26 protein-coding genes are annotated in these 25219 nt (G+C 50.7%); 21 read left to right on the forward strand and 5 right to left on the reverse strand.

Features of this window, described 5'->3' with window-relative positions; genetic code table 11:
* The 4 genes from CCB157_RS02410 (at nucleotide 1) to CCB157_RS02425 (ending at nucleotide 3738) form a co-directional block, all read left to right on the forward strand.
* Nucleotides 1-1050: an aldose epimerase family protein gene (locus CCB157_RS02410; RefSeq protein WP_077614336.1), complete on the forward strand. Its 1050-nt coding sequence runs from the start codon at nucleotides 1-3 to the stop codon at nucleotides 1048-1050.
* Between the two features lie 13 nt (nucleotides 1051-1063).
* Nucleotides 1064-2053 (forward strand): LacI family DNA-binding transcriptional regulator, encoded by a 990-nt coding sequence (locus CCB157_RS02415; protein ID WP_077614337.1) that lies wholly within the window; start codon nucleotides 1064-1066, stop codon nucleotides 2051-2053.
* Between the two features lie 257 nt (nucleotides 2054-2310).
* A complete protein-coding gene (galE, locus tag CCB157_RS02420; RefSeq protein ID WP_077614338.1) occupies nucleotides 2311-3321 on the forward strand; it encodes a UDP-glucose 4-epimerase GalE in 1011 nt (336 codons plus the stop codon).
* 126 nt (nucleotides 3322-3447) lie between these two features.
* Complete coding sequence (locus CCB157_RS02425) at nucleotides 3448-3738, forward strand: type II toxin-antitoxin system RelE/ParE family toxin (protein WP_238594563.1); 291 nt, start codon at nucleotides 3448-3450, stop codon at nucleotides 3736-3738.
* 95 nt (nucleotides 3739-3833) lie between these two features.
* Here CCB157_RS02425 and CCB157_RS02430 read toward each other — a convergent pair whose 3' ends face one another.
* Nucleotides 3834-7106 (reverse strand): ABC transporter permease, encoded by a 3273-nt coding sequence (locus tag CCB157_RS02430; protein ID WP_077614340.1) that lies wholly within the window; start codon nucleotides 7104-7106, stop codon nucleotides 3834-3836.
* Between the two features lie 566 nt (nucleotides 7107-7672).
* Here CCB157_RS02430 and CCB157_RS02435 point away from each other — a divergent pair.
* Nucleotides 7673-8065, forward strand: coding sequence for an NUDIX hydrolase (locus tag CCB157_RS02435; RefSeq protein ID WP_077614385.1), 393 nt, complete (start codon nucleotides 7673-7675; stop codon nucleotides 8063-8065).
* Between the two features lie 284 nt (nucleotides 8066-8349).
* Here CCB157_RS02435 and CCB157_RS02440 read toward each other — a convergent pair whose 3' ends face one another.
* Both CCB157_RS02440 and CCB157_RS02445 read right to left on the reverse strand, forming a co-directional pair.
* Nucleotides 8350-8790, reverse strand: coding sequence for a GNAT family N-acetyltransferase (locus tag CCB157_RS02440; protein WP_077614386.1), 441 nt, complete (start codon nucleotides 8788-8790; stop codon nucleotides 8350-8352).
* Between the two features lie 199 nt (nucleotides 8791-8989).
* The gene (locus CCB157_RS02445; protein WP_077614341.1) at nucleotides 8990-9370 is read right to left on the reverse strand and encodes a nuclear transport factor 2 family protein; all 381 of its coding nucleotides are present in this window, start codon (nucleotides 9368-9370) and stop codon (nucleotides 8990-8992) included.
* Between the two features lie 325 nt (nucleotides 9371-9695).
* On the opposite strand from CCB157_RS02445, the gene CCB157_RS02450 reads away from it, so the two are divergent.
* Nucleotides 9696-10229 (forward strand): macro domain-containing protein, encoded by a 534-nt coding sequence (locus tag CCB157_RS02450; RefSeq protein ID WP_077614342.1) that lies wholly within the window; start codon nucleotides 9696-9698, stop codon nucleotides 10227-10229.
* A 13-nt stretch (nucleotides 10230-10242) separates the two neighbouring features.
* On the opposite strand, the gene CCB157_RS02455 is transcribed toward CCB157_RS02450, so the two are convergent.
* Both CCB157_RS02455 and CCB157_RS02460 read right to left on the reverse strand, forming a co-directional pair.
* On the reverse strand, nucleotides 10243-10755 hold the full coding sequence (locus CCB157_RS02455) for a histidinol-phosphatase HisJ family protein (protein WP_077614343.1): 513 nt from the start codon (nucleotides 10753-10755) through the stop codon (nucleotides 10243-10245).
* A 199-nt stretch (nucleotides 10756-10954) separates the two neighbouring features.
* On the reverse strand, nucleotides 10955-11401 hold the full coding sequence (locus tag CCB157_RS02460; RefSeq protein ID WP_077614344.1) for an NUDIX hydrolase: 447 nt from the start codon (nucleotides 11399-11401) through the stop codon (nucleotides 10955-10957).
* A gap of 239 nt (nucleotides 11402-11640) precedes the next feature.
* Here CCB157_RS02460 and CCB157_RS02465 point away from each other — a divergent pair, with 239 nt between their 5' ends.
* The 15 genes from CCB157_RS02465 to ulaA all read left to right on the forward strand — a co-directional run bounded on the left by CCB157_RS02465 (nucleotide 11641) and on the right by ulaA (nucleotide 25091).
* Nucleotides 11641-12369 (forward strand): GntR family transcriptional regulator, encoded by a 729-nt coding sequence (locus tag CCB157_RS02465; protein ID WP_077614345.1) that lies wholly within the window; start codon nucleotides 11641-11643, stop codon nucleotides 12367-12369.
* A gap of 328 nt (nucleotides 12370-12697) precedes the next feature.
* Nucleotides 12698-13429, forward strand: a complete 732-nt coding sequence (locus CCB157_RS02470) for a GntR family transcriptional regulator (protein WP_077614346.1) — start codon at nucleotides 12698-12700, stop codon at nucleotides 13427-13429.
* Nucleotides 13430-13804: 375 nt separating this feature from the next.
* The gene (locus CCB157_RS02475) at nucleotides 13805-14992 is read left to right on the forward strand and encodes an SIS domain-containing protein (RefSeq protein ID WP_238594565.1); all 1188 of its coding nucleotides are present in this window, start codon (nucleotides 13805-13807) and stop codon (nucleotides 14990-14992) included.
* A gap of 5 nt (nucleotides 14993-14997) precedes the next feature.
* Nucleotides 14998-15705, forward strand: coding sequence for a glucosamine-6-phosphate deaminase (locus tag CCB157_RS02480; RefSeq protein WP_158077175.1), 708 nt, complete (start codon nucleotides 14998-15000; stop codon nucleotides 15703-15705).
* Between the two features lie 99 nt (nucleotides 15706-15804).
* Nucleotides 15805-16278 (forward strand): PTS galactosamine transporter subunit IIB, encoded by a 474-nt coding sequence (gene agaB, locus CCB157_RS02485; RefSeq protein ID WP_077614349.1) that lies wholly within the window; start codon nucleotides 15805-15807, stop codon nucleotides 16276-16278.
* Nucleotides 16279-16290: 12 nt separating this feature from the next.
* Nucleotides 16291-17091: a PTS galactosamine transporter subunit IIC gene (gene agaC, locus CCB157_RS02490; RefSeq protein ID WP_143286896.1), complete on the forward strand. Its 801-nt coding sequence runs from the start codon at nucleotides 16291-16293 to the stop codon at nucleotides 17089-17091.
* Nucleotides 17081-17902, forward strand: a complete 822-nt coding sequence (agaD, locus tag CCB157_RS02495; RefSeq protein ID WP_143286897.1) for a PTS galactosamine transporter subunit IID — start codon at nucleotides 17081-17083, stop codon at nucleotides 17900-17902. Before agaC ends, agaD begins: the two co-directional genes overlap by 11 nt.
* On the forward strand, nucleotides 17903-18331 hold the full coding sequence (locus CCB157_RS02500) for a PTS sugar transporter subunit IIA (RefSeq protein WP_077614352.1): 429 nt from the start codon (nucleotides 17903-17905) through the stop codon (nucleotides 18329-18331).
* A gap of 185 nt (nucleotides 18332-18516) precedes the next feature.
* A complete protein-coding gene (locus tag CCB157_RS02505; protein WP_077614353.1) occupies nucleotides 18517-19389 on the forward strand; it encodes a tagatose bisphosphate family class II aldolase in 873 nt (290 codons plus the stop codon).
* A gap of 297 nt (nucleotides 19390-19686) precedes the next feature.
* Nucleotides 19687-20724 carry a 1-phosphofructokinase gene (gene pfkB / locus CCB157_RS02510; RefSeq protein ID WP_238594566.1) on the forward strand — a complete coding sequence of 346 codons (1038 nt, stop codon included), beginning with the start codon at nucleotides 19687-19689 and terminating at the stop codon, nucleotides 20722-20724.
* A 210-nt stretch (nucleotides 20725-20934) separates the two neighbouring features.
* Complete coding sequence (locus CCB157_RS02515; RefSeq protein WP_077614354.1) at nucleotides 20935-22392, forward strand: BglG family transcription antiterminator; 1458 nt, start codon at nucleotides 20935-20937, stop codon at nucleotides 22390-22392.
* A gap of 14 nt (nucleotides 22393-22406) precedes the next feature.
* Nucleotides 22407-23045 (forward strand): PTS sugar transporter subunit IIA, encoded by a 639-nt coding sequence (locus CCB157_RS02520; RefSeq protein WP_077614355.1) that lies wholly within the window; start codon nucleotides 22407-22409, stop codon nucleotides 23043-23045.
* Nucleotides 23046-23057: 12 nt separating this feature from the next.
* A complete protein-coding gene (locus tag CCB157_RS02525) occupies nucleotides 23058-23495 on the forward strand; it encodes a PTS sugar transporter subunit IIA (RefSeq protein ID WP_077614356.1) in 438 nt (145 codons plus the stop codon).
* A 1-nt stretch (nucleotide 23496) separates the two neighbouring features.
* Entirely contained in the window at nucleotides 23497-23766 is a 270-nt protein-coding gene (locus tag CCB157_RS02530; protein ID WP_077614357.1) for a PTS sugar transporter subunit IIB, read from the forward strand.
* Between the two features lie 29 nt (nucleotides 23767-23795).
* Nucleotides 23796-25091, forward strand: coding sequence for a PTS ascorbate transporter subunit IIC (gene ulaA / locus CCB157_RS02535; RefSeq protein WP_077614358.1), 1296 nt, complete (start codon nucleotides 23796-23798; stop codon nucleotides 25089-25091).
* Nucleotides 25092-25219 lie beyond the last annotated feature (128 nt).

Genomic DNA, 25219 nt, shown 5'->3' on the forward strand with positions numbered 1-25219 from the left:
ATGAAGGTTACGACTGCGCCGTTTGGCGAGCTGGACGGGCAACCGGTCATCGCTTATACGTTGAAAAACCGTCAAGGGTTTGAAGTCACCTGTTTGAATTATGGCTGTATCATTACGCGGATCATGGCCCCTGATGCGGACGGCCGTTTTGAAAACGTCGTCTTGGGCTTTGAGCGCATTGAAGATTATATTGAGCATTCGCCTTATTTCGGCGCGGTCATCGGCCGCGTCGCCGGGCGGATAAAAGACGGCCGCTTTGAACTCGACGGTGAGGCGTTTCATCTTCCGCAAAACGAGGGCACGACTCATTTGCACGGCGGAAATAAAGGATTCAGCCGGCGGATATGGAATAGTAAGATTATCAAAAAAGAAGGAGCGGCCGGCGTCGAATTTCGATACACCAGCCCCGACGGCGAAGAAGGCTATCCGGGACGCGTCGATATGACGGTCGTTTATTGGCTGACCGAGGACAATGTCTTGACGATCGCCTATGAAGGAGTCACGGACAGGCCGACGCTTTTGAACGTGACGAACCATTCGTACTTTAACCTCAGCGGAGATGCCAAACGCGATGTTTTGCGCCATGTTTTGACGATGAAAAGCGACCGGTTTTTGGAATTGGACGCGTCGCTGCTTCCGACGGGCCGAATGCTTGATGTGGCGGGCACGCCGTTTGATTTCCGCGCGGGCCGCTACCTCGAAGATGGCGTGAAGTCGACGCATGAACAAAACCGCTTGGTCGGGCACGGGTACGATCATCCCTTCGTCTTGTCGGAAAACCGTAACCGGGAAATCGTCTTGACAGACGAGGAAAGCGGGCGAAAGCTGATCGTAGAAACGGATGAACCGGGCGTCGTGCTTTATACGTCCAATCAATTAAAAGGCGATTTTAAGGTTTGGGGAAAACCGGTGCGCCCCTATTTGGGCGTTTGCCTTGAAACCCAGCATCTGCCGGATGCCGTTCATCATCCGGAGTTTCCGTCGATCGTATTAACACCGGGTGAAATCTATCGTTCAACGACGCGTTATGCGTTTTGTACATTGAAGTAAGGAGCGACTTGCGGTGGCAACGATAAAAGACATCGCCGAAAAGGCCGGGGTTTCCATTGCGACCGTCTCGAGGGTTTTGAATTATGACCCGACCATTTCGGTGACGGATGAAACGAAAAAACGGATCTTTGAAGCGGCCGAGCAGCTATCGTATAAAAAGCGGGCGCCGCGGAAAGCCAACGCCCCGAAAGTGGCGATCATTCATTGGTATACGGAAAAAGAAGAGCTTGAAGATTTGTATTATATGTCCATCCGCCTTGGGGCAGAAAAGCAGTGCCAGGCGAAAAATTTGCAAGTGGTGAAGCTCTTCTACGATCGCCATGAGGATTTGCTGCATGAAAATGTTCAAGGCATCATCGCCGTCGGCAAGTTCAGCGGCAAACAAGTTCAAGATTTAAAACGCGTGACTGATACCATCGTGTTTGTCGATTGCTCGCCGGACGATGAAAAATACGATGCCGTCGTCGTCGATTTTGAGAAAGCGACGAGAAAGGTGCTCGACCATTTTATTGAAAATGGCCATACACGCATCGGCTACATCGGCGGGCGCGAAAGCTATAAAGATCACACGGCGACGATCGAGGATTTACGGGAAAAAACGTTTAAAGCATATATGGGCGAAAAAGGATTGCTGGACGAGAAAGCGATGTACGTCGGTGCTTTTTCGGTGAATCACGGTTATGCCTTAATGAAGCAGGCGATCGAAGAATGGGGCGACGCCTTGCCGACCGCCTTTTTCGTCGCGAATGACGCCATGGCGATCGGCTGCTTGCGCGCGCTGCACGAAGCGAAAATCGCGGTCCCGGAGCGCGTGAACATCATTGGCGTGAATGATATCAGCGTGTCGAAGTATGTGTACCCGGCCCTCAGCACCGTGAAAGTGTATACGGAGATGATGGGCGAAGCCGCCGTCGATTTATTGCTCGAACGGTGGGCCGGGCGGAAAATCGCGAAGAAAGTCTTTCTGGCGACCGAACTAAAAATCCGCCAGAGCAGTCTTTAAAAAGGGAGCTGGGCAGGTTTTTTGCCGTTGACGTGATCTGATGAGAACTGCCCGTTTTTGGTCCTTGTTTCTGCTTTTGGGACGGGAAAAACGGCCATCTCGATCCCGGCGATCGCTTCCGCCACACCATGCCCGGAGCGGCTATTTTCTGTGTAGGATTACGGAAGCGGGACAAAGGGGCATTTTTGTCATGCCCTTGGGCCGATGAAACTTCGTGTTTCATCGTTTTAATTTCTGCTGGAAATGGGAGGATGCGTATGTCGATTTTAGTCACCGGCGGTGCCGGCTATATCGGAAGCCATACGTGCGTGGAATTGCTGGATGCGGGGTATGACATCGTCGTCATTGATAATTTCGCCAACAGCAAGCCGGCGGCGCTTGAGCGCGTTCGTGAGATTACGGGAAAAACGTTTCCCTATTATCATGTCGATCTGCTCGACCGCGAGGCGCTTGAAAAGGTGTTTGCCGATCATGAGATCGAGGCGGTCATTCATTTTGCCGGGTTAAAGGCGGTCGGGGAATCCGTCGAGCAGCCGCTTCGTTACTATCATAATAATGTGACCGGATCGGTGATTCTCTTTGACGTCATGCAAAAGCACGGGGTCAAAAAATGCGTGTTCAGCTCGTCGGCGACCGTTTACGGGAAGCAGGATGTCGTCCAGTATACGGAAGATTTGCCGCTGGGTCCGATCAACCCGTACGGCCGGACAAAGCGGATGATCGAAGATATTTTGCGCGATGTGCATGCGAGCGATCCGGAATGGGGCGTCGCGTTGCTGCGCTATTTCAACCCGGTCGGCGCACATGAGAGCGGCCGGATTGGCGAGGACCCGAACGGCATTCCGAACAATTTGATGCCGTTTATTACCCAGGTCGCCGTCGGCAAACGCGAAGAATTGAAAGTGTTCGGCAACGATTATCCGACCCGGGACGGCACGGGCGTGCGCGATTACATCCATGTCGTCGATCTGGCGAAAGGCCACGTTTTGGCTTTAAAAAAGGTGCTGGCTTCCCGGGGCGTTGAAGCGTATAACTTGGGCACGGGCAGAGGATACAGCGTGCTCGAAATCGTGCACGCCTTTGAAAAGGCGACGGGGCAAAAAATTCCGTATTCCATCGTGGGGCGGCGCCCCGGCGACTTGCCCGAGTATTTCGCCGATCCCTCCAAGGCGAAGGCCGAACTCGGTTGGTCCGCGGAGAAAACCCTTGAAGACATGTGCGCGGACGCCTGGCGCTGGCAAGTCAACAATCCGAACGGGTATGAGTGAGCGGACGCGGTGGACATATTGATGATTCAAAATCGGTAAAAAGAGAGGGGCAGATGCGCTTGACCGGCGCGTCTGCCCCTTATCTCATTTAGGGCTAACAGGGCGTCTATAAGGGTTCGACGCCCGGTGAAAAAATTTTTCAAATCCATTCACAAAGCCCCGGCTTTAAGGGAAAAATATGTGAATGCGATCCAACTTCTGCTGTCCCATCCTTATGCCGGGGAACTTAAAAAAGGTGACTTGGCCGGAATTTATGGGTTTGATATAAGGCATAATGGTATTTATTATGAACTTGCCTATTCAATAAGTGAAGATGAAAACAGATTAGTGGTCATTTTAATTCACGCCGGAACAAGAGAACAATTTTATAAAGAGTTAAAGCGATATATTAAGACTGTTCATTACCCGAAAAAATAGCCTAAAGTAGGCATAAATCGATGACCGACGACGCCATTTTTCCTCTAGATAGCAAAGCAGCCGCTTCAAATTTTTTGAAACCGGTTGTCGACGCTTCAATGCTCGAGATCGACGGTGACCTTTTTATTCAGTTCTCGTAAAAACACATTGTTGAACGTCATGCTCCGAAGCTTGGCGTTTTTCGGGATCCGGTAAGTGACGGCTACCTCCAAGCTCTTGCCGGGAGGGACATAACCACCGCTCCAACTTTTATCCCCCTTGACGACCGAATAATAGACGGGCTTTTGCGTACCCGCATCCGTTTTGAGTTGCGAATACAACGGTTCAAAAAAGGTGTTGTTTGGACCAGGGTTTTTATAGAACATTTGAACCGTGAGATATTTCATGTCCGGTGCCAGCTTTTCTTCATATTTGTCAATATGCGCTTTCGTTGCGGGGGGCATGTCGTCTGTCAAGCGGGTCACCGTCAGGGTGGAGGACGCAAATTCCACGGGTTCTCCCAGTTTCACCTTATAATCCTTTGTGGCATTGGGCATGGCGGAGCCGTTGTCCGTTTGCTTCGTTTTCTTCTTCGGAGCGTCTTGGTTTCCGGCGGTCACTTTCCCGTTCGTCGGCACCACTTTTTCTTGATGCGCCGGGCGGTCCGCTTCAGGCTTGGCCGTCGGCAAGGTGGTAAACATCATGAGGAGAAAACCGGCCATGAGTCCGGCGGCGGCGATGCCCAAGCCGAGCCTGAACTTTTTCTCCGTTTCCTTGAGATTGGCGTACGAGCCACGCACTCCTTGGGCCGGCATCATGCGCACCGCGCGTTCCGCCGGCAAAATGGCACCCATGATGCCGATGAGAATCGGGAGGCTCCCCATCGGAAGCAAAAAGCCGATCTGGTTGAGCGGCACTTGGCGGTACATGAACCCCATCATGGCGAAAGCCAGAGCCAGGCCGAGCAGAGCGGCCAATAGGCCGGTCAGGCCGCCTTCCAATAAGATGAGGAGCCGGACCCCGCGGTCTGGCCAACCGACCGCTTTGAACAAAGCGATTTCCGTTTGGCGGTCGGCAACGTTTTGCCACATGACTTCCGCGGTCGTCAACATCGCGATCAACACGGCAACGGCCATCGCTATGTAATGTTGCGGGCCGACTTCCAGCGCGACGTATTCGCCGAGCAAAGTGGTATAAAGAATCCCTTTCAGCCGCCACGTGACGAACAGGAAGAAAATGAGCAGGCTGGCCGAAACGGCAATGGCGAGGAGTGACAAAAGGCTGCGCCGCCATGTGCCGAGCAAGTGGCCGAACGCGAGGGAAATCAGCCCTTTCGTTTGCAGAAATCGCCGCGAAACTCGTGAAACTTCTCCGGCGTGGATGGCTTCCAAGGGACGGATGCGCATGGCGGAGACGGCGGGGATCACCGCGCCCAACCCATAGATGGCGAAGCCGAATCCCCCGGCCGACAAAACGCGGAAGAGCGTCGTCTCGGTTTGATGGACCGATAAAACGAGGGCGAGGATCACCCAGGCAACGATTGCCACGAAAGCGCCGATCAGCCCCGCTTCCCAAAAAATCATGTTCGCCAATTGCCGCGGCCGCCAGCCGACCGCCAGCAAAACGGCTAATTCTTTTCGGCGCGCCAGCATGGAGACGAGAAGAGAACTGAAGACATAAATGACGGCGACCAGTATGACGCTGGCGATGACGCCGGAAAACCCAACTTTCGTTTCTTGAAAAATCGTGAAGGTCGACCCGATTTTGACCCAAGGCTGCTCGATCCAGCCGATGGAAGGCCGGCCTTGGATGGACGGAATGTGCGTCAACACGAGCTGCGGCGAAGAGCCGAGGGTGATGTCCGTGATCAAGCCGGTTTCGGCAGTGATGCGGTCGGCGATGTGTTGCAGTTTTTTCTGGCTGGCTTCATTGAACTGATGGACGCCGGCCACTTTAATGCGAATGGCGGAAATCGGCTTGTCTCCGAGAATTTTTGCCGCGGCATCGATCGTCGTCAAGACCGTCGGGGGTTGGGTCAAAAAATCATAGGGATCATCCGAAGGCTTGACCTCGATGGGGGGATTCACCGGCTTGCCTTTCGCGTTCAGCACCAGTTTGGCGGAGGCCGGGCGGTACGTTTCCATGGGGAGCTCCGTCAACGGGTCTTGGGCGATATCGAGTTTCTTGGGGTCATAAATGCCGATGGGCTGGATGAAGACGCGGGGCCAGTCCGAACTTTGTTTCCCGAATGCGCTTTTGGGCCGGTAGGTTTCGGCCGGATCGGTGGGAAAGATCGGCGGATCGCGAAAAATCTTCGTTTCATAGGCGTACGGCCATTGCTTCGGATAGGGGCTGGACACCGGCCGCAAATCCAAAGGGCTGGGTTTATCGCTGATCCAATGGAATTGGGAACGAACGCGATCCATATCAGGATCGACTTTCTTTCCCGTTTTTGGATCGATTCCGGTAAAGCTTTCGATTAAATACCGTTGGGCCTCCCCTTCAGTAAAAGTGTAGGTGCGCCGATCCGTCGCTTTGATCGTATCCAAATATTTTTCGCCGCCTTTTTCTTTGACGGTTTCCATGATTTTAGTCGCTTCATTCGCGTTTTGAAAAGGCAAGTCGAGACGTTCAATCGTGTAAGTATATTTTTTATCCACCGCCGGTCTCGCATTGAGCAGTGCAGGGATGTAGGTATCCGTAGTCCCGAGACTAGTGGTGTTTTGAGAGGGTTCGTCGAAGTCTTCAAAGTAACGGCTTTCGTCGCCTTTGATCACCGCTTGATTCAAACCGACCAGTTTGGCTTCCGCCTTGGGATCAATGCCGGCCAGTAAAACATAGGCATCGGTCGCCAATTCCAGCTGACGGTCTGTGGTGACGTCGACTCCATATTTCGGATCTGCCTTCGGCGGCCACCAAGGGCCAAAGGTATAATAATCGTTCCATTCCCTGACAACAGTCTTTGGGCCCGTATGGATGGCTTCGTGGTTATGGATGCGATAGATGCCGTTTTTTTCAAAGGTTATTTTTGTCAGGCTTATTGGATTAAAAATATAGCCGATCATGGCGATCGGGGCGGCCACTTCCACGCCTTCGATCTTTTGGATTTTATGGTATTGGTCGAGACTGATTCCTCCGGAGAGCCCGCTTAAATAATTGGATTCCAAAAGATGTTTGTCTTCCGTCGCGCTCCTGGATCCGGGCGGGCGGACGACAATATCGTAGGACGCCGACCACTTTTTCTCAAGGGCGTCGACGACCGTCCCGGCATTGGATTGCGCCATGCCGACCAGGTCGCTCAAACCGGAGCCGACGATGAGCGCGCCTGCGATCAGCAAAATGAAGCGCTCTTTATGCCGCCACCAATTTCGCCAGATAAAATGGATCATGACATCCCAGCCCCTTTGGGAATGGCGCGAAAAGTTTCCCGGGCGTTTGATCTGCGAAGCGGCGCCAATCTTAATTTACTGATATTTCATATTATATATATTAAAATAATAATTGTAAACGACATCTTGGTGAAAAGGTCGTCATGCCTCTTCTTGTGCCGTGTCAATCATTTCTCGGGTGAGGCGGCACTCGTTACGAGCAACGAACGCCATTGTGATTGGTCGGTTACATTGCCCAGTTAAGTCATTTGGAAACATGAAGTGGGATCCATCGGAACCTTAATCATTGATTAGAAGGCAATTATTGCGGGACTGAATATGCAAAACGCCGTTTTGGCTTGATGAAACGGCGTTTCACATCAACAAGTTGGGTTTTAGGCATGGTTTTCGCGTTTTTGTACCGGGATAAGCATAGAAAAAAATAAGTATTTTCAGATATAATGCCCGTTGAACCCTTCTTGGGGATGACCATATTAAAGGAATAATACCGAATCCTCACCATTTGCGCGTTTGTGTTTTATCGGTTGTTTCTATATATGGAAACTAGGGATAGGAAGGGGCTTGAATTGATGAGACATAGAGCCGGCGTTGTTTTAATAGAAGAGGGTAAAATCGCGCTCATCAAAAGAACGGTCAACGGGAAGGTCTATTTTGTTTTCCCCGGCGGCGGCATCGAGGCCGATGAAACTCCGGAGCAGGCTGCGAAAAGAGAAGCGTTTGAGGAGTTGGGACTCCGCGTTGAGATTGCGTCACTGTTGACCACCGTCGAGAGGAACGGTTTCCAATATTTTTATGTAGCTAACCGCGTCGGTGGTCGGTTCGGTTCGGGAAACGGAGCTGAATTCACGTCAGGCGATTGCCGGCGCGGGAGCTATGAGCCGGTATGGGTGGGACTTGACGAATTAAATGGTTTAGATGTCCGCCCGCAAGAAGTGGCCGCGTTGCTTAATAAATCATGAGGGGAGTTGCTCTGGTTCCACGGTGCGATCCGGCGGCGGGAGAGGTTTGGCTTTATGCGCCGCTTTCTCCCGCGCCGAAGCCTCCGAAAAGATGCATTCGCATGGCCGTCCCGTTTGGGATGTCCCGGTCTTTAAAATGCTCATGCCGAGAAAGAACCGCGTAGGAAAAACGTAAACCGCGGGTCATTCGCATATAAACCGGGCTTCGATGAGGCGGCCCTGTGTTTTTCATTTCCGAACCCCAGCGTCGCCGGCTTCGTCCGGAAAACGGTATGGTCTATAATTTAATTTAGAGATAAGCTCATCGTGAGGTTTCTAACATTAAAACCCATTTTCTCATATAGCTTTATAGCCGGATTTCCTGCGAATACATTCAGTCGAATCTCAGAATAACCTTCCGCTTTTAATTGGTGAATGGCCCTTGTCATTAACTGTGTTGAAAGACCTTTTCCCCTGAATTCCGGCTTAACGTATAGTTCGTAAATAAAACCCGTTTCCTTCTCAGTCAACCGGTCTTGACTTGCGCCGATCAGAACCCAGCCTGTCAATTGATCATTTTCAAAGGCGGCTAGGTAATAACAACCCTTTTCCAAAAGCGCCGTGATCAGTTTCTTAGTGTTTTCATGGGTCAATGTTGCCTTACCCAATGTCCCTTCGTACAAGGCTTGCGGCGCAAGGGTTAGAATTTGTTCCAGTTCAGCATTTGTTGGTTTTCTGATTTCCATCATCCATCCCAAACCTTTCTTTTGGATATGATTGATCGCAGTGCCCATGAAATGGTGGGAACATGAGCGTTGAACCGCCCGATGATAGTGTTTCTTCAGGGCATCAAGCCGACCTTTTTCGGCCGGTTTTTCCCACTGTTTGGATCCACGCTCGCGAATCGATCGTTTTCGCTTAATCTTCTGACAGCCGACAAGGCGCTCACGGTGCGGCGGTGAGGGTCCCTTGATGAAAGACCATTTGCCATCGGTCTTCGTTTCGTTTCCAAATCGAACTGCGCAAGGAGTATCTCTGTTCTTCGTGATTGTGGACGCGGTAAGTCACCAGCGCGACATCCGGCGCCAATAATTTGATTTTAAAGTCCAACAAAGTTCGGTGAACGGGGGTTTCGTTGATCAGCCCCTCAATGATTTGCTGTTTGTTAAACAGGCGACCTGAGCTTCCGATTTCCACAAAATCGTCGGCAAGCAGCTGATCCAGCTCCTCTGGCGATTTTCGAACTTCGGTCTGCAGCAATCGTTCTTCCAGTTCGCGGAGATGTTTTCCAATGAAGCGTTGGTCATCGGTTTCAGCCTCCCGAATCGTCTTTTTTACAGTCCTAACACAAAAAATCGGACAAGTCCATCCTGAATTTTTCTTCAGATGAGCGTTTTAAGGGATGGGTGTTCATCGAAAAGCTGTTTAAATATAGATGAAGGGCCATTCGTAAATGATTAGTATTAAAATTTAGATGTCGAGATCTTTTCTAGACGGGAAAAGCGGAGCGGGTTTTTCCGGCATCTTAGTTCGCCATTTTTGCAGAGAATGGGTAAGGCAGAAAGCGATTGAGGGGAATGCATGGAACCGCCGCAAGAAGAAACACGTAAGCGGCGTACGATCATCGAAAACGGAGTAGGTGGGAAAAGAGATGGAAGTCAGAAAAAACGGCGTGGTCATTGAATGTGTGCAAGGGGATATTGCGAGACAGCCGGACGTGGAAGCGGTAGTGAATGCCGCCAATGCCATGCTGATGCCGGGCGGGGGTGTGGCGGGCGCCATCCATCGCGCGGCCGGTCCCGAATTGGCCGAGGCATGCCGGCCGCTCGCGCCCATCAAGCCCGGAGAAGCGGTCATCACTCCCGGTTTCCGGTTGCCGAACAAATATGTCATCCACTGCTTGGGACCGGTGTATGGCGTGGACAAACCTGAAGAGGTTTTGCTCGGAAATTGTTATCGGAACGCTTTGCGCTTGGCGGAAGAACATCATGTGCAAAGCATCGCGTTTCCCGCCATTTCCACGGGCATTTTTGGTTATCCGATCAAGGAAGCGGTACAAGTGGTCATTCCGCTTGTTCTTTCGGAAACGGCCAACCTTAAAACGTTGAAACGCATCCGCTTTGTCCTCTTCGGCGCCCGAGACTTTGCGTACTATGTAGAATATTTAAGGGGACAATCCCTTTAGGGGGACTGTCCCTCTATATTTTATGAAAGACGGGTTCCATCTCTTCGAAGGTGGCGATGTAGCGGAAGCCGATGGTTTTTAAAAGGTCCATGGTTTCATCAAAGGCTTCGGCGATCCGTGACGGGAAGTGGGCATCGGAACCGAACGTGATGATTTCGCCGTTCATGTCCTTATAAAGCTGCAAAATTTCTCTCCCGGGCAAGGCTCGGCTCAATCCGTAATAATACCCCGACGTATTGACCTCAATGCCTTTGCCCTCAGGAATGATTTTCTTGAATATCTCTTCGATGATCTCCAAATGGAGATCGGCTCCCTCTTCATAGCGATAGCGGGTCACCAAATCCAGGTGTCCCAAAACGCTGTATTGATCAAAAGCGCCCAGGCACCGCAAAAATTCCTCATAATATTCCGCATAGGCCTGATCTAATTCTTTTCCCGTAAAAAAGTCGCCATTGTGCAGATCGAGCCCTTTTGCGGCATGCAATGAACAAATGACAAAATCGAAAGGCTCTTGTAAGGGGGACAGTCCCCCATTGCTTTAAAGTGATAAAGCAAAAGAACGCCGTTAAATTAAGGTTTTAATACTTTTGCATGATATCAAATATAGACAAAATGTTTTATTTTTGGGGGACAGTCCCCCGCCGATTTAAAGCGTTAAAGCAAAAGAAAGCTGTGAAATCAACGGTTTAATACTTTAGTACAACCTAAATAGTAGACTAAGAGGCTTATTTTCGGGGGACTGACCCCTCAATAAAACGGCGATATTTGTCGATTAAGCCATCGGGCAAATCTTCAAAGCGAAAGAACCGAACATCCATGGATTCTGTCTCATCTATTTTGATGTCGCCTTTAAAATCGTTGGTGACATAAACGGCGGTGACCGAATAAAATTCATCGCCATTGGCGGCTCTAACATAATACTCCGGGCCGGAGAAAACGCCTATTAATCTTAACTCTCCTATCAGGAGTCCCGTTTCTTCTTTGACTTCTCTTCTCGCCGTATCTTCAAGGCTTTCTCCCAATTCCATGATCCCGCCGGGCAAGCCCCATCGGCCATCGGTTCGCTTTTGCAATAACACTTCATGGTTCTCATTGATAATCAACACCACAGAGCCGGGGAGGATTAAAGGCCTGTGGCCAACCAGTTTTCTTAGCTCCCTGACGTAATCCATTCGTCGTTTCCCCCTGACCGATCCACGTTATATATGTCTTTTAAATTATATTTATTCTGTCCGTTCGTTCAACGAAAATCAATAGTGAACAGTTGATGATAACGTAATCGGATTTGCTCTTATCCTTTCCGATCATTTGAAAAAATGGATGAAGTCTAAATGTAAGCATTTACATTATTTGAGAATCATTTTATACTGGTAATGACTATATCACCACTATGCAGGCGGAAGGGTTAATAATGAAAAAAATTGATAAAACCAGTCGGATTCCTTTGTATATCCAGCTCATGGATATCCTCATCGACGAAATCGAAAACCAGATGGAAGAAAATGACCAGCTGCCTTCGGAACGGGAAATTTGCGAAAAGTATGATGTCTCGAGAACGACGGTGAGGCAAGCCATTTCCGAACTGGAACGGGACGGCTACATTTATAAACGGCAAGGGAAAGGGACGTTCGTTGCGCCGAAAAAATTGAACCAAGATTTGATTCGTTTCTACTCATTTACCGAAGAAATGAAGAAGCTGGGCAAGACGCCGGTGTCAAAAGTGTTGTCCTTCAATATTGTGAAGGCCGATAAAAAAATTGCGTTCAAAATGAAGCGCAATGAAGGCGATCTTGTCTACGAGTTTTCTCGGCTCCGCCTGGCGGACGACGTTCCCATGTTGCTTGAGACGACGTATGTCCCGCACGATCGCTTTCCCGGGATCCGCAAAGCTGATCTGGAAAAAACGCCATTATACGACATCCTTCGCTACCGCTTCGGCGCCAGCCTCACGATGGCGGAAGAAGTCTTTCGCCCCGTCATGACGAGGGAATTTGAAATGGAAATGTTGAAAATGCCGGCTGAAGTACCGTCGTTAAAGATCGAACGGTTTACTTACGACGGGGATGCCATCATCGAATATTCGAACACCATTGCCCGCGGCGATAAATTTAAATACCGCGTCCGTTTGGAAAATCAATGAATGAGGATAGGGGGACAGTCCCCCAAATTTAGGTCTAATGCATGACATTTAAGATAATACCTATGCACTATAACCCTTGCCTTTCAAGGGTTTTTTTACTTTTGCGCTTTAAAGCATTGGGGGACAGTCCCCCAAAAATAAATCTTTCGGCCTATGCATCATACCGTACAAAAGTAGTAAACTCCGCGAATTTAAAGGGTGATTTTGCTTTATTGCTTTACAGCGCTGGGGGACTGTCCCCAAATTTAAATGTATGCCTTTACATTTTTGACTAGTCGTTTTATACTGGTAATGACCACATCACCACTGGGTTTGTGGAAGGGTTAACATGAAGAAAATCGACAAAAATAGTCGGATTCCTCTGTACATTCAGCTCATGGAAATTCTCGTCGACGAGATTGAAAATCATATGGAGGAAAACGACCAGCTGCCTTCGGAAAGGGAAATATGCGAAAAGTACGGGCTCTCAAGAACGACGGTGAGGCAAGCCATCTCCGAACTGGAGCGGGACGGGTACGTCTATAAACAACACGGGAAAGGGACGTACGTGGCTCCGAGAAAAGTGAACCAAAACCTTGCCCGCTTTTACTCCTTCACCGAGGAAATGAAAAGATTGGGCAAGAAACCGGTATCCAACGTGTTGTCGTTCAAAGTCATAGAAGCGGATAAAAAAATCGCCCGCAAAATGAAGCGCAACGAAGGCGATCCCGTCTATGAGTTCGTGCGGCTACGCCTGGCGGATGACATTCCGATGTTGCTCGAGACGACGTACGTGCCGCATGATCTGTTTCCCGGAATCCGAAAAGAAGATCTCGAAAGCATGTCTTTGTACGATATGCTTCGGACCCGTTTCGGCGTCAAGCCGACGATGGCGGAAGAAGTCTTCCGACCTGTCGTAACCCGAGACGATGAGGCGAAGTTGTTGCAGATACCGGTCGAAATTCCGTCGTTAAAAGTTGAGCGGTTCACCTACGATGGCGATATCATCGTCGAATATACGAATACGATTGCCCGCGGCGATCTCTTCGAATACCGCGTCCGCCTGGATAACAAAAATTAGCAATGGCTCGAGAGCCGCTCAACTCCAGTTGGCAAACAATCGATACGATTGTAAGGCTCAAATCCGTCAGCCAACCGGAGCAACAGACATAAAGCGTGCGAGTGTCCGCGTTGGGGAAACATAACCTTTTCTCACAGTGGCAAACAGCGGCGGGGCCCGCGGCAACAGGCGAAATCGCGGCACGGCAATGTTATATATAACGCGCATTCGCCCTTGGCTCTGCATGGGAGCGGCGAATGTCGGCGACTTGAAAATAGTGGTAATGACAACACGACAAGACGATGAGAAAAACAAAATCATGACACATTTCCTTTGATTCAGCGCTTTAAAGTATTGGGGGACTGTCCCCCGAAAAGGATGTGGGTGGAGTTGACATTGTTTGGGTTTGCAACGGAACAGTTGGAGAAAAAGGGAAATAAATTTACGGCGGCCGAAATTTTTCAACAACCGAAACTGTGGGAAGAAACCATAAACATCATAGAAAACCGGAAGACCGAGATCCAAGCCTTTTTGCAAGACAAACTCATCGACAAGAAGGCAAGGGTGATTTTCACGGGAGCCGGCACCTCGGCTTATGTCGGCGATACCGCCGCCCCTTATGTCAGCCGCTTGATTCCGAACCGCGTCGAATCGATTGCGACGACCGATTTGGTCTCGAGCCCCTTGGATTACTTGAACCCGGACGTTCCGACCGTGCTCGTGTCGTTTGCGCGCAGCGGCAACAGCCCGGAATCCGTCGGGGCCTTTGATCTGGCGCAGCAGCTCGTCAAAGAGATTTGGCACATCGTCATCACGTGCAATCCCGACGGCGAGTTGGCGAAAAAAGCGGAGGCGTGTGAAAACGGGTTGGTCCTTTACATGCCGGAGGCTTCCAACGACCAAGGCTTTGCGATGACCAGCTCCTTCAGCTGCATGTACATAACGGCGCTGCTGATTTTCGACTTGGACAATCTGGACGCTTCCAAAGCCAAACTGCGTCCGGTCATTGAACAGGCCAAAGGGATTTTGAACGAACAATATCCAAGCGTTCAAGAACTCGTGCGATTGGGGAAAGGGCGCGTCGTCTATCTCGGTTCTTCGGTGTTGAAGGGGCTGGCGAAAGAAACCGCTTTGAAAAATCTGGAGTTGACGTCAGGGATCATCCCGACCTTGTCGGAATCGGTATTGGGCTTTCGCCATGGCCCGAAGTCGATCGTCAATGACGACACGTTGGTGTTCGTTTTCCTGTCCAACGATCCGTATACGCGCAAGTATGAACGCGATCTTTTAAAAGAGTTGAAGGGTGATGAAGGCCGCCATGTCGTTGTGGCCGTGACGTATGGAAAAGATGAAGCGTTGACCGGCGAAAGCGACAGGGTGCTGACCGTTGCCGAGGATGGCGATTTCGATCTGCCGGACAGCTTTATCGCGTTGGATTACCTTTTATACGGCCAGCTGTATGCAATGTTTTCTTCGATGAAGCTCGGCATTCATCCCGATAATCCACGTCCGGATGGAACAGTGAACCGCGTCGTCAAAGGCGTGACGCTTTATCCGTTTGAACATCGCTCGAAAAGCAGGTGATGAAAGTGAAAGTGACCGTGACGCGGACCTATGAGGAGATGAGCGAAGCCGCCGCTTCTTTTCTCTACGGCCGCATGACGCAAACGACTGGACGGGTCAACATCGGTCTGGCCACCGGGAAAACGCCGGTCGGCTTGTACGAGCGGTTGGTTGAAAAATTGTCCAGAGGCGCAGACATCGGCCATGTCCATTTCTACAACATCGACGAGTATTGCGGGGTTGACCGCACGCGAGCAGGAACGTGCACCCGATATTTAAACGATCGCTTTTACCGAATCGCGCAGATTGATGATGGCAACATTCATTGGTTGCATGAAGAAAATGCCGGCGGTTTCGATAAAGACATTGAGCGGCATGGCGGATTCGACACGATTCTCTTGGGGCTGGGGGAAAACGGGCATATCGCCTTTAATGAACCCGGTACCGCATTTGCCACGCTCACCCATATCGTTGAGATCGCACCGGCCTCAAAACATCAGCACAGCGAAGAATTCGGCGGATACGATCGCGTGCCCGACAAGGCCGTGACCGTCGGCATAAAAACCATCATGCATGCGCAACACATCGTCTTAATAGCCAACGGGAGTCATAAGGCCGATATATTAAGGGAAAGCTTAACAGGGCCGATTACGGAGTCCGTCCCCGCATCGATATTGCAGCTTCATCCGAACTTGCACGTCTTTGCGGACAACGAGGCGGCCGCTTGGCTTTGATGGCTCATTGGCGATTTCATCGGAATCCGCCGTTATAGTAGCCGTGTGACATCTATTTAAAGAAAATTATTAACAATAGCAACCAGGAGGAAAGCAAACATGGGAACACCAAACATTTTGCTCACACGCATTGACAACAGGCTGGTTCACGGACAAGTGGGGGTGACTTGGACGACATCGCTCGGCGCCAATTTGTTGGTCGTCGTTGATGATGAAACGGCAAACGATCCGCTCCAACAACAGCTGATGGAAGCGACGGCGAAATCATCCGGAGCCGGCATCCGCTTCTTTACCGTGCAAAAAACGATCGACATCATCCATAAAGCGGCGCCGCATCAAAAAATCTTTATCGTCTGCCGGACGCCTGAAGTCGTCCGCCAACTGGTCGACGGTGGCGTGCCGATCAAGGATGTCAACGTCGGAAACATGCACTTTTCTCAAGGCAAAAGACCGATCACGAAAAAAGTGTATGTCGACGACAAAGATTTGGAAGATTTGCGCTACATTCAATCGAAAGGCATTAATGTATTTATTCAAGATACACCAGGCGATCCCAAACATTACATTGAATAGGAAGTGATGATGATGGACATTACGTTGACACAAGGCATTATTCTTGCGGTTATTGCCATCATTGCAGGTTTTGACTTTTGGTTGGAAGGCTTGTACATTTTCCGGCCGATGATCGTCTGTACCTTAACCGGCATGGCTCTGGGCGACACGACGCTCGGCGTGGTCGCCGGCGGTTTAACGGAGCTCGCCTTTGCCGGTTTGACGCCCGCGGGCGGCACACAACCGCCGAACCCGATTTTGGCCGGCGTCATGACGGTCGTTCTCGCCCATACGACGGGGAGCAATCCGTCGACCGCGATCGGTTTGGCCTTACCGTTCAGTTTTCTCATGCAATACATCATCTTATTCTATTATTCTATCTTCTCCGTATTCATGCAAAAAGCGGACAAGTATGCGGAAGAAGCGGACACGAAAGGCTTTGCGCGCATTACCATCCTGCCGATGGTGATCGTCGCCTTGACCTACGGCGTCGTCGTTTTCTTGAGCGCTTATGTCGCGCAAGAACCGATGAAGGATTTGGTCAACGCGATGCCCAAATGGCTCAGCCACGGTTTCGAAATCGCCGGGGGCATTTTGCCGGCGGTCGGTTTCGGTTTGTTAATGAAAGTCATGTTGAAAGGCAAATATCTGCCCTACTTGATGATCGGTTTTCTCGCGGCAAGCTTTATCAAATTCGGCAATTTGCTGCCTGTAGCGGTCATCGGCGCGGCTGCGGCGATCTATCAATTCTATAACGACAAAGAAAAAGCTGAGCTGGAAAAGAGAGTCGCGGAAAGCGGAAATGTGGGAGGAGGCTATGAAGATGGCATCTAATGCAACGGAGACCAGAGAGAATCAAAAAGTATTGACGAAGCGCGATATCACGAAATTGGGGCTGCGTTCCGTACTCCTCCAAGCGAGTTTCAACTATGAACGCATGCAGGCCGGCGGTTGGCTGTATGCCATGCTGCCGTTCTTGAAGAAAATCTATAAGAACGACAAAAAAGGCTTATCCGAAGCGATGAAGGATCATCTGGAGTTTATTAACACCAGCCCGCCGCTCGTGCCTTTCCTTATGGGCCTCATTTTGTCGCTGGAGGAAAGCAAAGAAAAACGGAATACCATTAACGGCTTGAAAGTCGCCTTGTTCGGCCCCTTGGCCGGCATCGGGGATGCGATTTTCTGGTTTACGATTTTGCCCATCGTGGCGGGCATCACGGCTTCGTTCTGTAAAGACGGCAACATTTTAGGTCCGATCATTTTCTTCCTTGTCTATTTGGCCATCTTCCTGATGAGAATCTTTTGGGCGCACACGGGTTATTCCCTGGGCGTTCGGGCGATCGCCAAGATCAAGGACAATTCGGAAGTCATTTCGAAGGCCGCTTCCATTCTCGGCGTGACGGTCATTGGCGGTTTGATCGCGACTTATGTGCACATCAACGTGCTCGCGTCGTTTAAAATCAGCCCCGGCCATAGCATTTCGTTGCAAAAAGATTTCTTTGATCACATCTTCCCGAACATTCTGCCGTTGGGCTATACGTTCTTGATGTACTATTTCTTGAAGAAGAAAAATGTCAGTCCCGTCATTCTGATTCTTGTCACCTTTGTGATGGCGATCATTCTTTCGTTCTTGGGAGTGTTGTAAGTGAAAAAGATTGTGGTGACCGGACACGGCCAGTTCGCAACGGGGATTAAAAGTACAGTGGAGCTTCTCGCTGGCGATAACCCAGATCTCTACTTTGTCGACTTCATCGCGGGAGAATCCGACCAGGATCTCAAACAAAAGTTTGAGCGCATTCTAGAAGAAAATGACGGAAACGACATTCTCTTCTTCTGCGATTTAATCGGCGGTACACCGTTTAAAACCGCGGCGTCGCTTGCCTATGACAATGAGCGCATCGAAGTCGTTGCCGGCTGCAACGTCGGCGCCTTGCTCGACGCCATTTTTACAAAAGAAACGGAAGATCTCGCCTCTTTGGCGCGGCGGGTCGTTTCCGTCAGCCAAAACGCCACGGGCGTCTTCGAAAAAAGGAAAACCGTGGAAACGGAAGCCGTGGAAACCGACGGCATCTGATGGAAAAGGTTCCTCCGTTGAGGAACCTTTTCATCATGGAATAGAGGGGCGCGGCAAAACGCCTTTTATTCGGCGGGCGAGCGTGCGGATAAACATGGATTTCATTCAGTCGGATTGTGGGAGCAATGACTGTTCGACCGGTTTGTGAAGGCAAACTTTCATTTACGCAATCGGGAGGCTTTATGATGCATAGCGAAAATTCTTCTCATATCGTCAATACGCGTGAGATGTTAATCAAAGCTCAAAAAGAACATTACGCGGTGCCGGCCTTCAACATTCATAACCTGGAAACGGTTCAAGTCGTCGTCGAAACGGCGGCGGAATGGCGCTCGCCGGTGATTCTGGCGGGCACCCCGGGCACGTTTGAATACGCGGGCGGGGATTATCTCGTCGCCATTGTGGAAACGGCGGCGCGCAAACACGATATACCGATCGCGCTTCATCTTGACCACTTTGAATCTTTTGAAGCCATCAAAACCTATTTGGACATGGGTGTCCGGTCGTGCATGATTGACGCTTCGCATGAACCTTTTGAAGAAAACGTGCGAATCGTCAAAGAGGTCGTCGACTATGCCCACCGCCTCGGCGCTTCCGTCGAAGCCGAGCTCGGCCGGTTGGGCGGTGTTGAGGACGACCTCATCGTCGATGAAAAAGACGCGAGGTACACCAATCCGAAACAAGCCAAGGAATTCGTGGCGCGCACGGGCATCGATTCGCTCGCGGTGGCGATCGGCACCGCGCACGGCCTTTATAAAGGCGAGCCGAAAATCGATCTCGAGCGCCTGTCAGCCATCCGTCAAGAAGTCAGCGTTCCGCTCGTTTTGCACGGTGCTTCGGACGTGCCGTCGCCGATCGTTCAGGAGACGATCCGGCGCGGCATATGCAAAGTGAACATCGCGACCGATCTGAAAATTCCTTTCGCCGACGCGGTCAAACAATATTTCGCCGAACATCCGGACGCAAACGACCCCCGCAAATATTTGACGCCCGGCAAAGAAGCCATGAAAAAAGTCGTCATTGAAAAAATCAAGATGTGCGGAAGCCACGGAAAAGCGTAAATGGACGACCTTGATCGCTCACGGCAAGGCGGAGCCACCGCTTGTTTAGGTGGGTTCGTCTTGTGGGAAAAGACACTCAAAGCAGCCGCCAAGGTGTGCGCGATTGCCAAAAGGCCAGATGATGGATCGCCTGGATTTGGATGATTCGAAAGTGGAGCAAAATCGGCGGATTGTACCTATTATGGGACTCGTGAATGACTTGAGAAGGGTCGCGCCTGGATTCACGCGCCGGATCCGGGCGGCTGCAAGAAACCTCGAGAAACAAGAGTGCAAAAAAGGTTAATGAACGGCGGAATCATGCCAACGCGTAAAAATGAGGTGACGGGATGTGAAGCGACTTTGATGAAGGATGATCAGTTTTCTGCCCATTGCTGGAACGCTGAAGAGAAGTGCCGGCGTCTCGTGACCGTGACCTTGAATCCCGCGATTGATACGATGTATCGATTGGACGCCCTCCGGATCGGGGCGTCCAATCGCACCGACGCTCCGCTCCGCACGGCCGGCGGCAAGGGGTTGAATGTTTCACGAGTGGCCCGCCTTTTGGGCGCGGAAGTCGTTGCGACAGGATTTCTCGGCGGGAATAACGGCCGGTGGATTCGTGAAGAGCTTGCGAAATTGGGAATAGACGACCGATTTGTGGAGATTGCAGGCGAAACGCGGGTATGCCTTGCCTTCATCGATGCCAACGGCACCCAAACCGAAGTCTTGGAAAAAGGCCCGGTCATTCAGCCCGCGGAAGTGGAGGCCTTTCGGCATCGCCTGGCCGAAATCCTCGCGGCGGGAGGAGTTGTCGTCGTCAGCGGTTCGCTCCCCCGGGGTGTCTCGTCAGAGCTGTACCGGAGGATCATCCGCGATGCCTCTCAGAGAGGAATCAAAGTGTTATTGGATACGAGCGGCTCGGCTTTAATGGACGGCCTGGCCGAGCGCCCGTATATGATCAAGCCGAATCGTCAGGAACTTGAGCAAATCCTCGGGCGTTCGATCACGACCGAACGCGAGATTTGGCGGGCGCTCGATCATTTTTATGAAACGTATGCCGTTCCGCTCATCGTTGTCTCAGACGGGGAACGGGGCGCCTTCATCTCGCTTGAAGGCCGGCATTATAGAATGACTGCGGCGAAAGTCCAAACCGTCAGCGCGGTCGGCTCCGGCGATGCTTTTGTCGCCGGCCTCGCCGTCGGCCTTGTCAACGGAGACACCATCGAAGAGGCGCTGACGCTTGCTGCGGCCTGCGGAGCCGCCAACGCCGCCGAACCGCTCACCGGTTACGTCAATCCCGAAAAGGTCCAGGAATTAAAAAAACAAATCGTATGGGGGACAGTCCCCGAATTTTAATCCATACGTATTAAATTTTTCATACAACAAATGTACTATAACCCTTGATTTTCAAGGGTTTTCTTGCTTTAACACTTTAAAGCATTGGGGGACAGTCCCCCAATCTTTGCACAATACGATGTGGGACGTTTGGTCTATAATTTGCAATTCTCTTGCTTTAAATTAAAAGTGAGCACCGGATAGAGGGGTAGGCAAGGGAGGCATCACCCGATGGCACTGGATCAGCGCAGTTGTTCCATTTTGAATCACCTTGTGCATGCGGACGGGTATGTGACCATTCCGTTTTTAACGGAAACTTTCCGGGTGTCGCGCCGGACCATTTACTACGATCTCGATAAAATTGACGACTGGCTGAAAGAACGGGGTTATTCGCCGCTGAAAAAAATTCGCAACGCCGGTGTTTATTTGGAGGAAAAAGAGAAGCGAAAAATCCAGGAAGACATCAAAACCCTCAATGAGCGGGATTACGAGTATACGACGAAGGAAAGACAAGCTTGGATCATTTTGCATTTAATGACGACGGACCGTCCCGTCTTTATAGATGATCTCTCCCAACTTTTCCGGGTCAGCCGTAATACGATCATTGAGGATATTAAAATTTTAAAAAACCGTCTTGACGGATTTCAGGTGGCTTTGCTGTCTGATCGGAGGAAAGGCTACCTCATTGAGGGCGACGAGAAAAGCTGTCGGAAGGCGATGGTCTATTATTTATCGGTGATTTTTCCCGAACATGCTTGGTCCGTTTTAGAAATAAACAAGCAAAAGCTGTTTCGTCACGAAGGCGCCATGGTGTTTCCGTCCCTTCATCCGCGTGTTTTTGACGACCTAGTGCACTTCATTCAACGATGTGAAACCCAATTTGAGTTGGAATACACCGATGATGTCCATCGTCAGCTGGCCATTCGTCTGATCTTTATCCTTCGCCGCATTCAGTTGGATCGGGTGGTGCGCTTCGATCCGATCGAAAAGGATGTTCTGAGCGATACACCGGAAAAAGCATTGGCACAAAGATTAATGGAGCACTTGGCTCATGTCTACCGACTGGACATTCCCGATGATGAGATTTATTACTTAGCTACCCATTTTTTGGGTGCCCGGGTCAACGATCTTCGCGTGCAAGAAACCGACAGCCGCGATATCAAAAAGTTGGCCGTGATCATTAAAAAAATGATTGATGATTTTGAGAAGTTGGCGCTCGTCCAATTCCAAGATCGGGAACAAATGGAACGCAACATGCTGATCCATTTAAAATCGGCGTATTACCGCTTAATCTATGATATTCAAATGATCAATCCCGTTGCTGAGCAAGTGATTGAACACTATCCGGAAATTTATCATTTAACGGAAAAGGTGATCCACCGTCTCGAAGCGGTGGTGCAAAAACCTGTGCCGGAAAATGAAATCGCCTTCATGGCCCTGCACTTTGGAGGCTGGCTGCGCCGTGAAGGCTTACGGGTCCGAAAAAAAAGTAAAGTATTAGTCGTTTGCGCCAATGGCGTCGGCACGTCGCGGATGTTGCAACAACAATTGGAGGAATGGTTTCCGTCCATCGAAATCATCCGTACGGCGACGACCAGGAATTATCACCAATATAAACATCAGGCCGATTTCATCATTTCGACCACACCATTGGCTGATGGCGATCCGTCCGTGTCAGCCCGATTCTAACTGAGGCCCAGCTTTTGGAACTGCAAAAGAAGTTGGCATTGAAAACGGAGGTGCCCCGAAGGCGCCATCTGTCGGTCGAGACGATTCTGGAAATCGTCGAACAGCATGCAACAATTGCAGACCGATCGGGGCTTTATCAAGCATTGCAAGGCTATTTGCATCAGCCGGAAATCGTGGGCATGCACCGAGAAAAACCGGGATTGGCTGACCTGCTCTCAAGCGATACGGTTCAGATCAAAGATTCCGTGGCGAACTGGGAGGCCGCCATTCGAATAGCGGCTGAGCCGCTTCTCCTTAAACAAGCGATCGAAGACCGTTATGTGGATGCCATGCTGCAAAATGTCCAAACGATGGGACCGTATATGGTAATCGCCCCGCGCGTAGCGGTTCCGCATGCCAGACCCGAAGACGGGGTGCGGGAATTGGGGTTAAGCGTCTTGAAGCTGCGGCAGGCGATTCCGTTTCCGGATGAACACCATCTGGTGCAACTGATCGTCGTTCTCGCGGCGACGGACGATGAAAGACACCTGAAAGCCTTGTCGCAATTGTCCCGCTTGCTCAGCCGAAAAGAAGGGTTTCAAGCTCTGCTTGCGTCACAAAACGAACAGGAGTTGTTGGCCCTTTTGCGGCCGACTGGCATCAAACATGGATAGAAGGAGAGACCGATGAAGTTTTTGGAGAGAGACCTTGTCGATTTAAACGTCGACGCGGACAGCCCCGAGCACGCGATCCGGGCAGCCGGCCAGCTTCTGGCCGATGCGGACGCGGTATCGCCGGCTTATATAAATGCCATGATTCAATCTTATCGCAAAAACGGTCCGTATTTTGTATTGGCGCCGCATTTGGCGATTCCCCACGCACGACCGGAGGATGGGGTGAAAGAGGCCGCCATATCGATGATTCGTTTAGAAAAACCCGTCGTTTTCGGCCATTCCGCACATGATCCGGTACGGTTGGTTTTCGCATTGGGCGCCTCAACATCGGACGAACATCTCATGCTGTTAAAGCGCCTCATGCAATTGCTCAGTCGTAAAGAACATATCGACATGTTGTTAAAAGTGCAATCCTATCAGGACATGCTGCCGATTTTGGGAGGGAAATAGGATGAAAATACTTTGCGTGTGCGGATTGGGACAAGGAACGAGTTTGATTTTGCGCATGAACGTGGAGACCGTGCTCAACGAATTGGGCGTCACAGCGGACGTCGAGCATATGGATGTTTCCAGCGCCTCGAGCATGCAGGCCGATTATATCATCACTAATAGTGAACTGGCCAAGTCTTTGGGCGACCACGACGCGACGATCATTTTGGTGGAAAACTATTTTGATCAAGAAGAAATAAAAACGGCATTGGAGAAACATCTGAGCCAGTAATCTCATAACTTTTAAGGAGTGTGTGGAGCATGCAAATCATTCAGTGGTTGGCCAACAACTTCTTCGGCACACCGGCGATTCTCTTGGGACTTATCGTTTTAATCGGTTTATTGGTCCAAAAGAAGACGGCCAATCAAGTCATCAGCGGGACGTTTAAAGCGGTCATCGGTTTCTTGATCATCGGTTCGGGCGCCAATGTCATCGTCAATTCCTTAACCGTTTTTGAACCGATGTGGAAAGAAGTGTTTAACCTCCACGACAGCTCGCTCGGCCATTTTATCGGACAAGACCATTTCATCAGTCAATATGGCAGCGCTGTCACGTTGGCGATGACCATCGGTTTTATCATTAACGTTTTGCTCGCCCGTTTCACGAAGCTGAAGTTCATTTATTTGACGGGACACATGATGTTTTGGACGACCACCATTTTTGCCGGGATCGTCATTCAAGCCGCCGGTCATGTGTCTTTCGGAAAACTGGTTTTGTTCCTGTCGATTGTCATGGGTTTGTATTGGACGATACAGCCGGCTTTAACCCAGCCTTTCATGAGAAAAATCATGGGAAACGACAATATCGCGCTCGGCCATACTTCCGCTTCCGTCGCTCTATTGGGTGCGCTGGCGGGTAAGGTTTTCGGCAATAAAGAAAACGATTCCGAAAAAATTAAGCTGCCGAAAGGCCTGGAGTTTCTCCGCGATTCCAACGTCATTACGGCGCTGACGATGGGCGTTTTGTTCTTCATCGGCGCGATGGTCATCGTTTTCAAGGGAACCCCGGGAGCGGAGAGTCTGATCAAAAAAGCGGGCGACCAAAACTTCGTTGTCTACTCGATCGTGCAATCCTTCCAATTTGCGGGCGGCATTGCCATCGTGTTGATGGGCGTCCGAATGTTCATTGGGGAAATCGTTCCGGCTTTTAAAGGCATTGCGACAAAAATCGTTCCCGGCGCTAAACCGGCATTGGACTGCCCGGTTGTATTTCCCTTTGCGCCCAACGCGGTGATTTTGGGATTTCTCGGCTCCTTTGTCGGCGCTTTGATTTGGTTGGTCATCATCGGCAATACCGTTGGTTACATTTTTATCCCGACGATGATCGTCCTGTTCTTCCACTCGGCGACCGCCGGGGTTTTCGGCAACGCAACGGGCGGTGTGCGCGGCGCTTTGATCGCCGGTTTCATCACCTCGACCGTCGTGGCATGGGGCCAATATATCATGGTTCATTTCTTGATCGGCAGCACCATCCCCGATACGGCGATGTGGGCAGCGGATTCCGATATGTTCATTCTCGGCCCCGTCATCCATCTTTTGGCCAATCTCTTCTTCTAATCCCGCCTAACTGAAAACGGAAAGGGCGCTTCGTGTGCCCTTTCTTTGCGCAGAGTGTGACCGGGATTATGAGGAAAAGGGTTTTCAGACGGTCGGCAAGGCGGCTGCAGGTTGTCGATGGTTGCCAG

Origin of the sequence: Caenibacillus caldisaponilyticus (assembly GCF_002003465.1) — a bacterium.
Taxonomy (GTDB): domain Bacteria; phylum Bacillota; class Bacilli; order Bacillales; family Sporolactobacillaceae; genus Caenibacillus; species Caenibacillus caldisaponilyticus.

Bases quoted from the DNA above. Each gene is read 5' to 3' on its own strand.
- agaB (WP_077614349.1), top strand. From the start codon at position 15,805: ATGGGAACACCAAACATTTTGCTCACACGCATTGACAACAGGCTGGTT.
- CCB157_RS02505 (WP_077614353.1), top strand. From the start codon at position 18,517: ATGCATAGCGAAAATTCTTCTCATATCGTCAATACGCGTGAGATGTTA.
- CCB157_RS02470 (WP_077614346.1), top strand. From the start codon at position 12,698: ATGAAGAAAATCGACAAAAATAGTCGGATTCCTCTGTACATTCAGCTC.
- CCB157_RS02465 (WP_077614345.1), top strand. From the start codon at position 11,641: ATGAAAAAAATTGATAAAACCAGTCGGATTCCTTTGTATATCCAGCTC.
- CCB157_RS02410 (WP_077614336.1), top strand. From the start codon at position 1: ATGAAGGTTACGACTGCGCCGTTTGGCGAGCTGGACGGGCAACCGGTC.
- CCB157_RS02515 (WP_077614354.1), top strand. From the start codon at position 20,935: ATGGCACTGGATCAGCGCAGTTGTTCCATTTTGAATCACCTTGTGCAT.
- CCB157_RS02530 (WP_077614357.1), top strand. From the start codon at position 23,497: ATGAAAATACTTTGCGTGTGCGGATTGGGACAAGGAACGAGTTTGATT.
- CCB157_RS02440 (WP_077614386.1), bottom strand. From the start codon at position 8,790: ATGGAAATCAGAAAACCAACAAATGCTGAACTGGAACAAATTCTAACC.
- pfkB (WP_238594566.1), top strand. From the start codon at position 19,687: ATGCCAACGCGTAAAAATGAGGTGACGGGATGTGAAGCGACTTTGATG.
- CCB157_RS02525 (WP_077614356.1), top strand. From the start codon at position 23,058: ATGAAGTTTTTGGAGAGAGACCTTGTCGATTTAAACGTCGACGCGGAC.
- agaC (WP_143286896.1), top strand. From the start codon at position 16,291: ATGGACATTACGTTGACACAAGGCATTATTCTTGCGGTTATTGCCATC.
- ulaA (WP_077614358.1), top strand. From the start codon at position 23,796: ATGCAAATCATTCAGTGGTTGGCCAACAACTTCTTCGGCACACCGGCG.
- CCB157_RS02450 (WP_077614342.1), top strand. From the start codon at position 9,696: ATGGAAGTCAGAAAAAACGGCGTGGTCATTGAATGTGTGCAAGGGGAT.
- galE (WP_077614338.1), top strand. From the start codon at position 2,311: ATGTCGATTTTAGTCACCGGCGGTGCCGGCTATATCGGAAGCCATACG.
- CCB157_RS02460 (WP_077614344.1), bottom strand. From the start codon at position 11,401: ATGGATTACGTCAGGGAGCTAAGAAAACTGGTTGGCCACAGGCCTTTA.
- agaD (WP_143286897.1), top strand. From the start codon at position 17,081: ATGGCATCTAATGCAACGGAGACCAGAGAGAATCAAAAAGTATTGACG.
- CCB157_RS02430 (WP_077614340.1), bottom strand. From the start codon at position 7,106: ATGATCCATTTTATCTGGCGAAATTGGTGGCGGCATAAAGAGCGCTTC.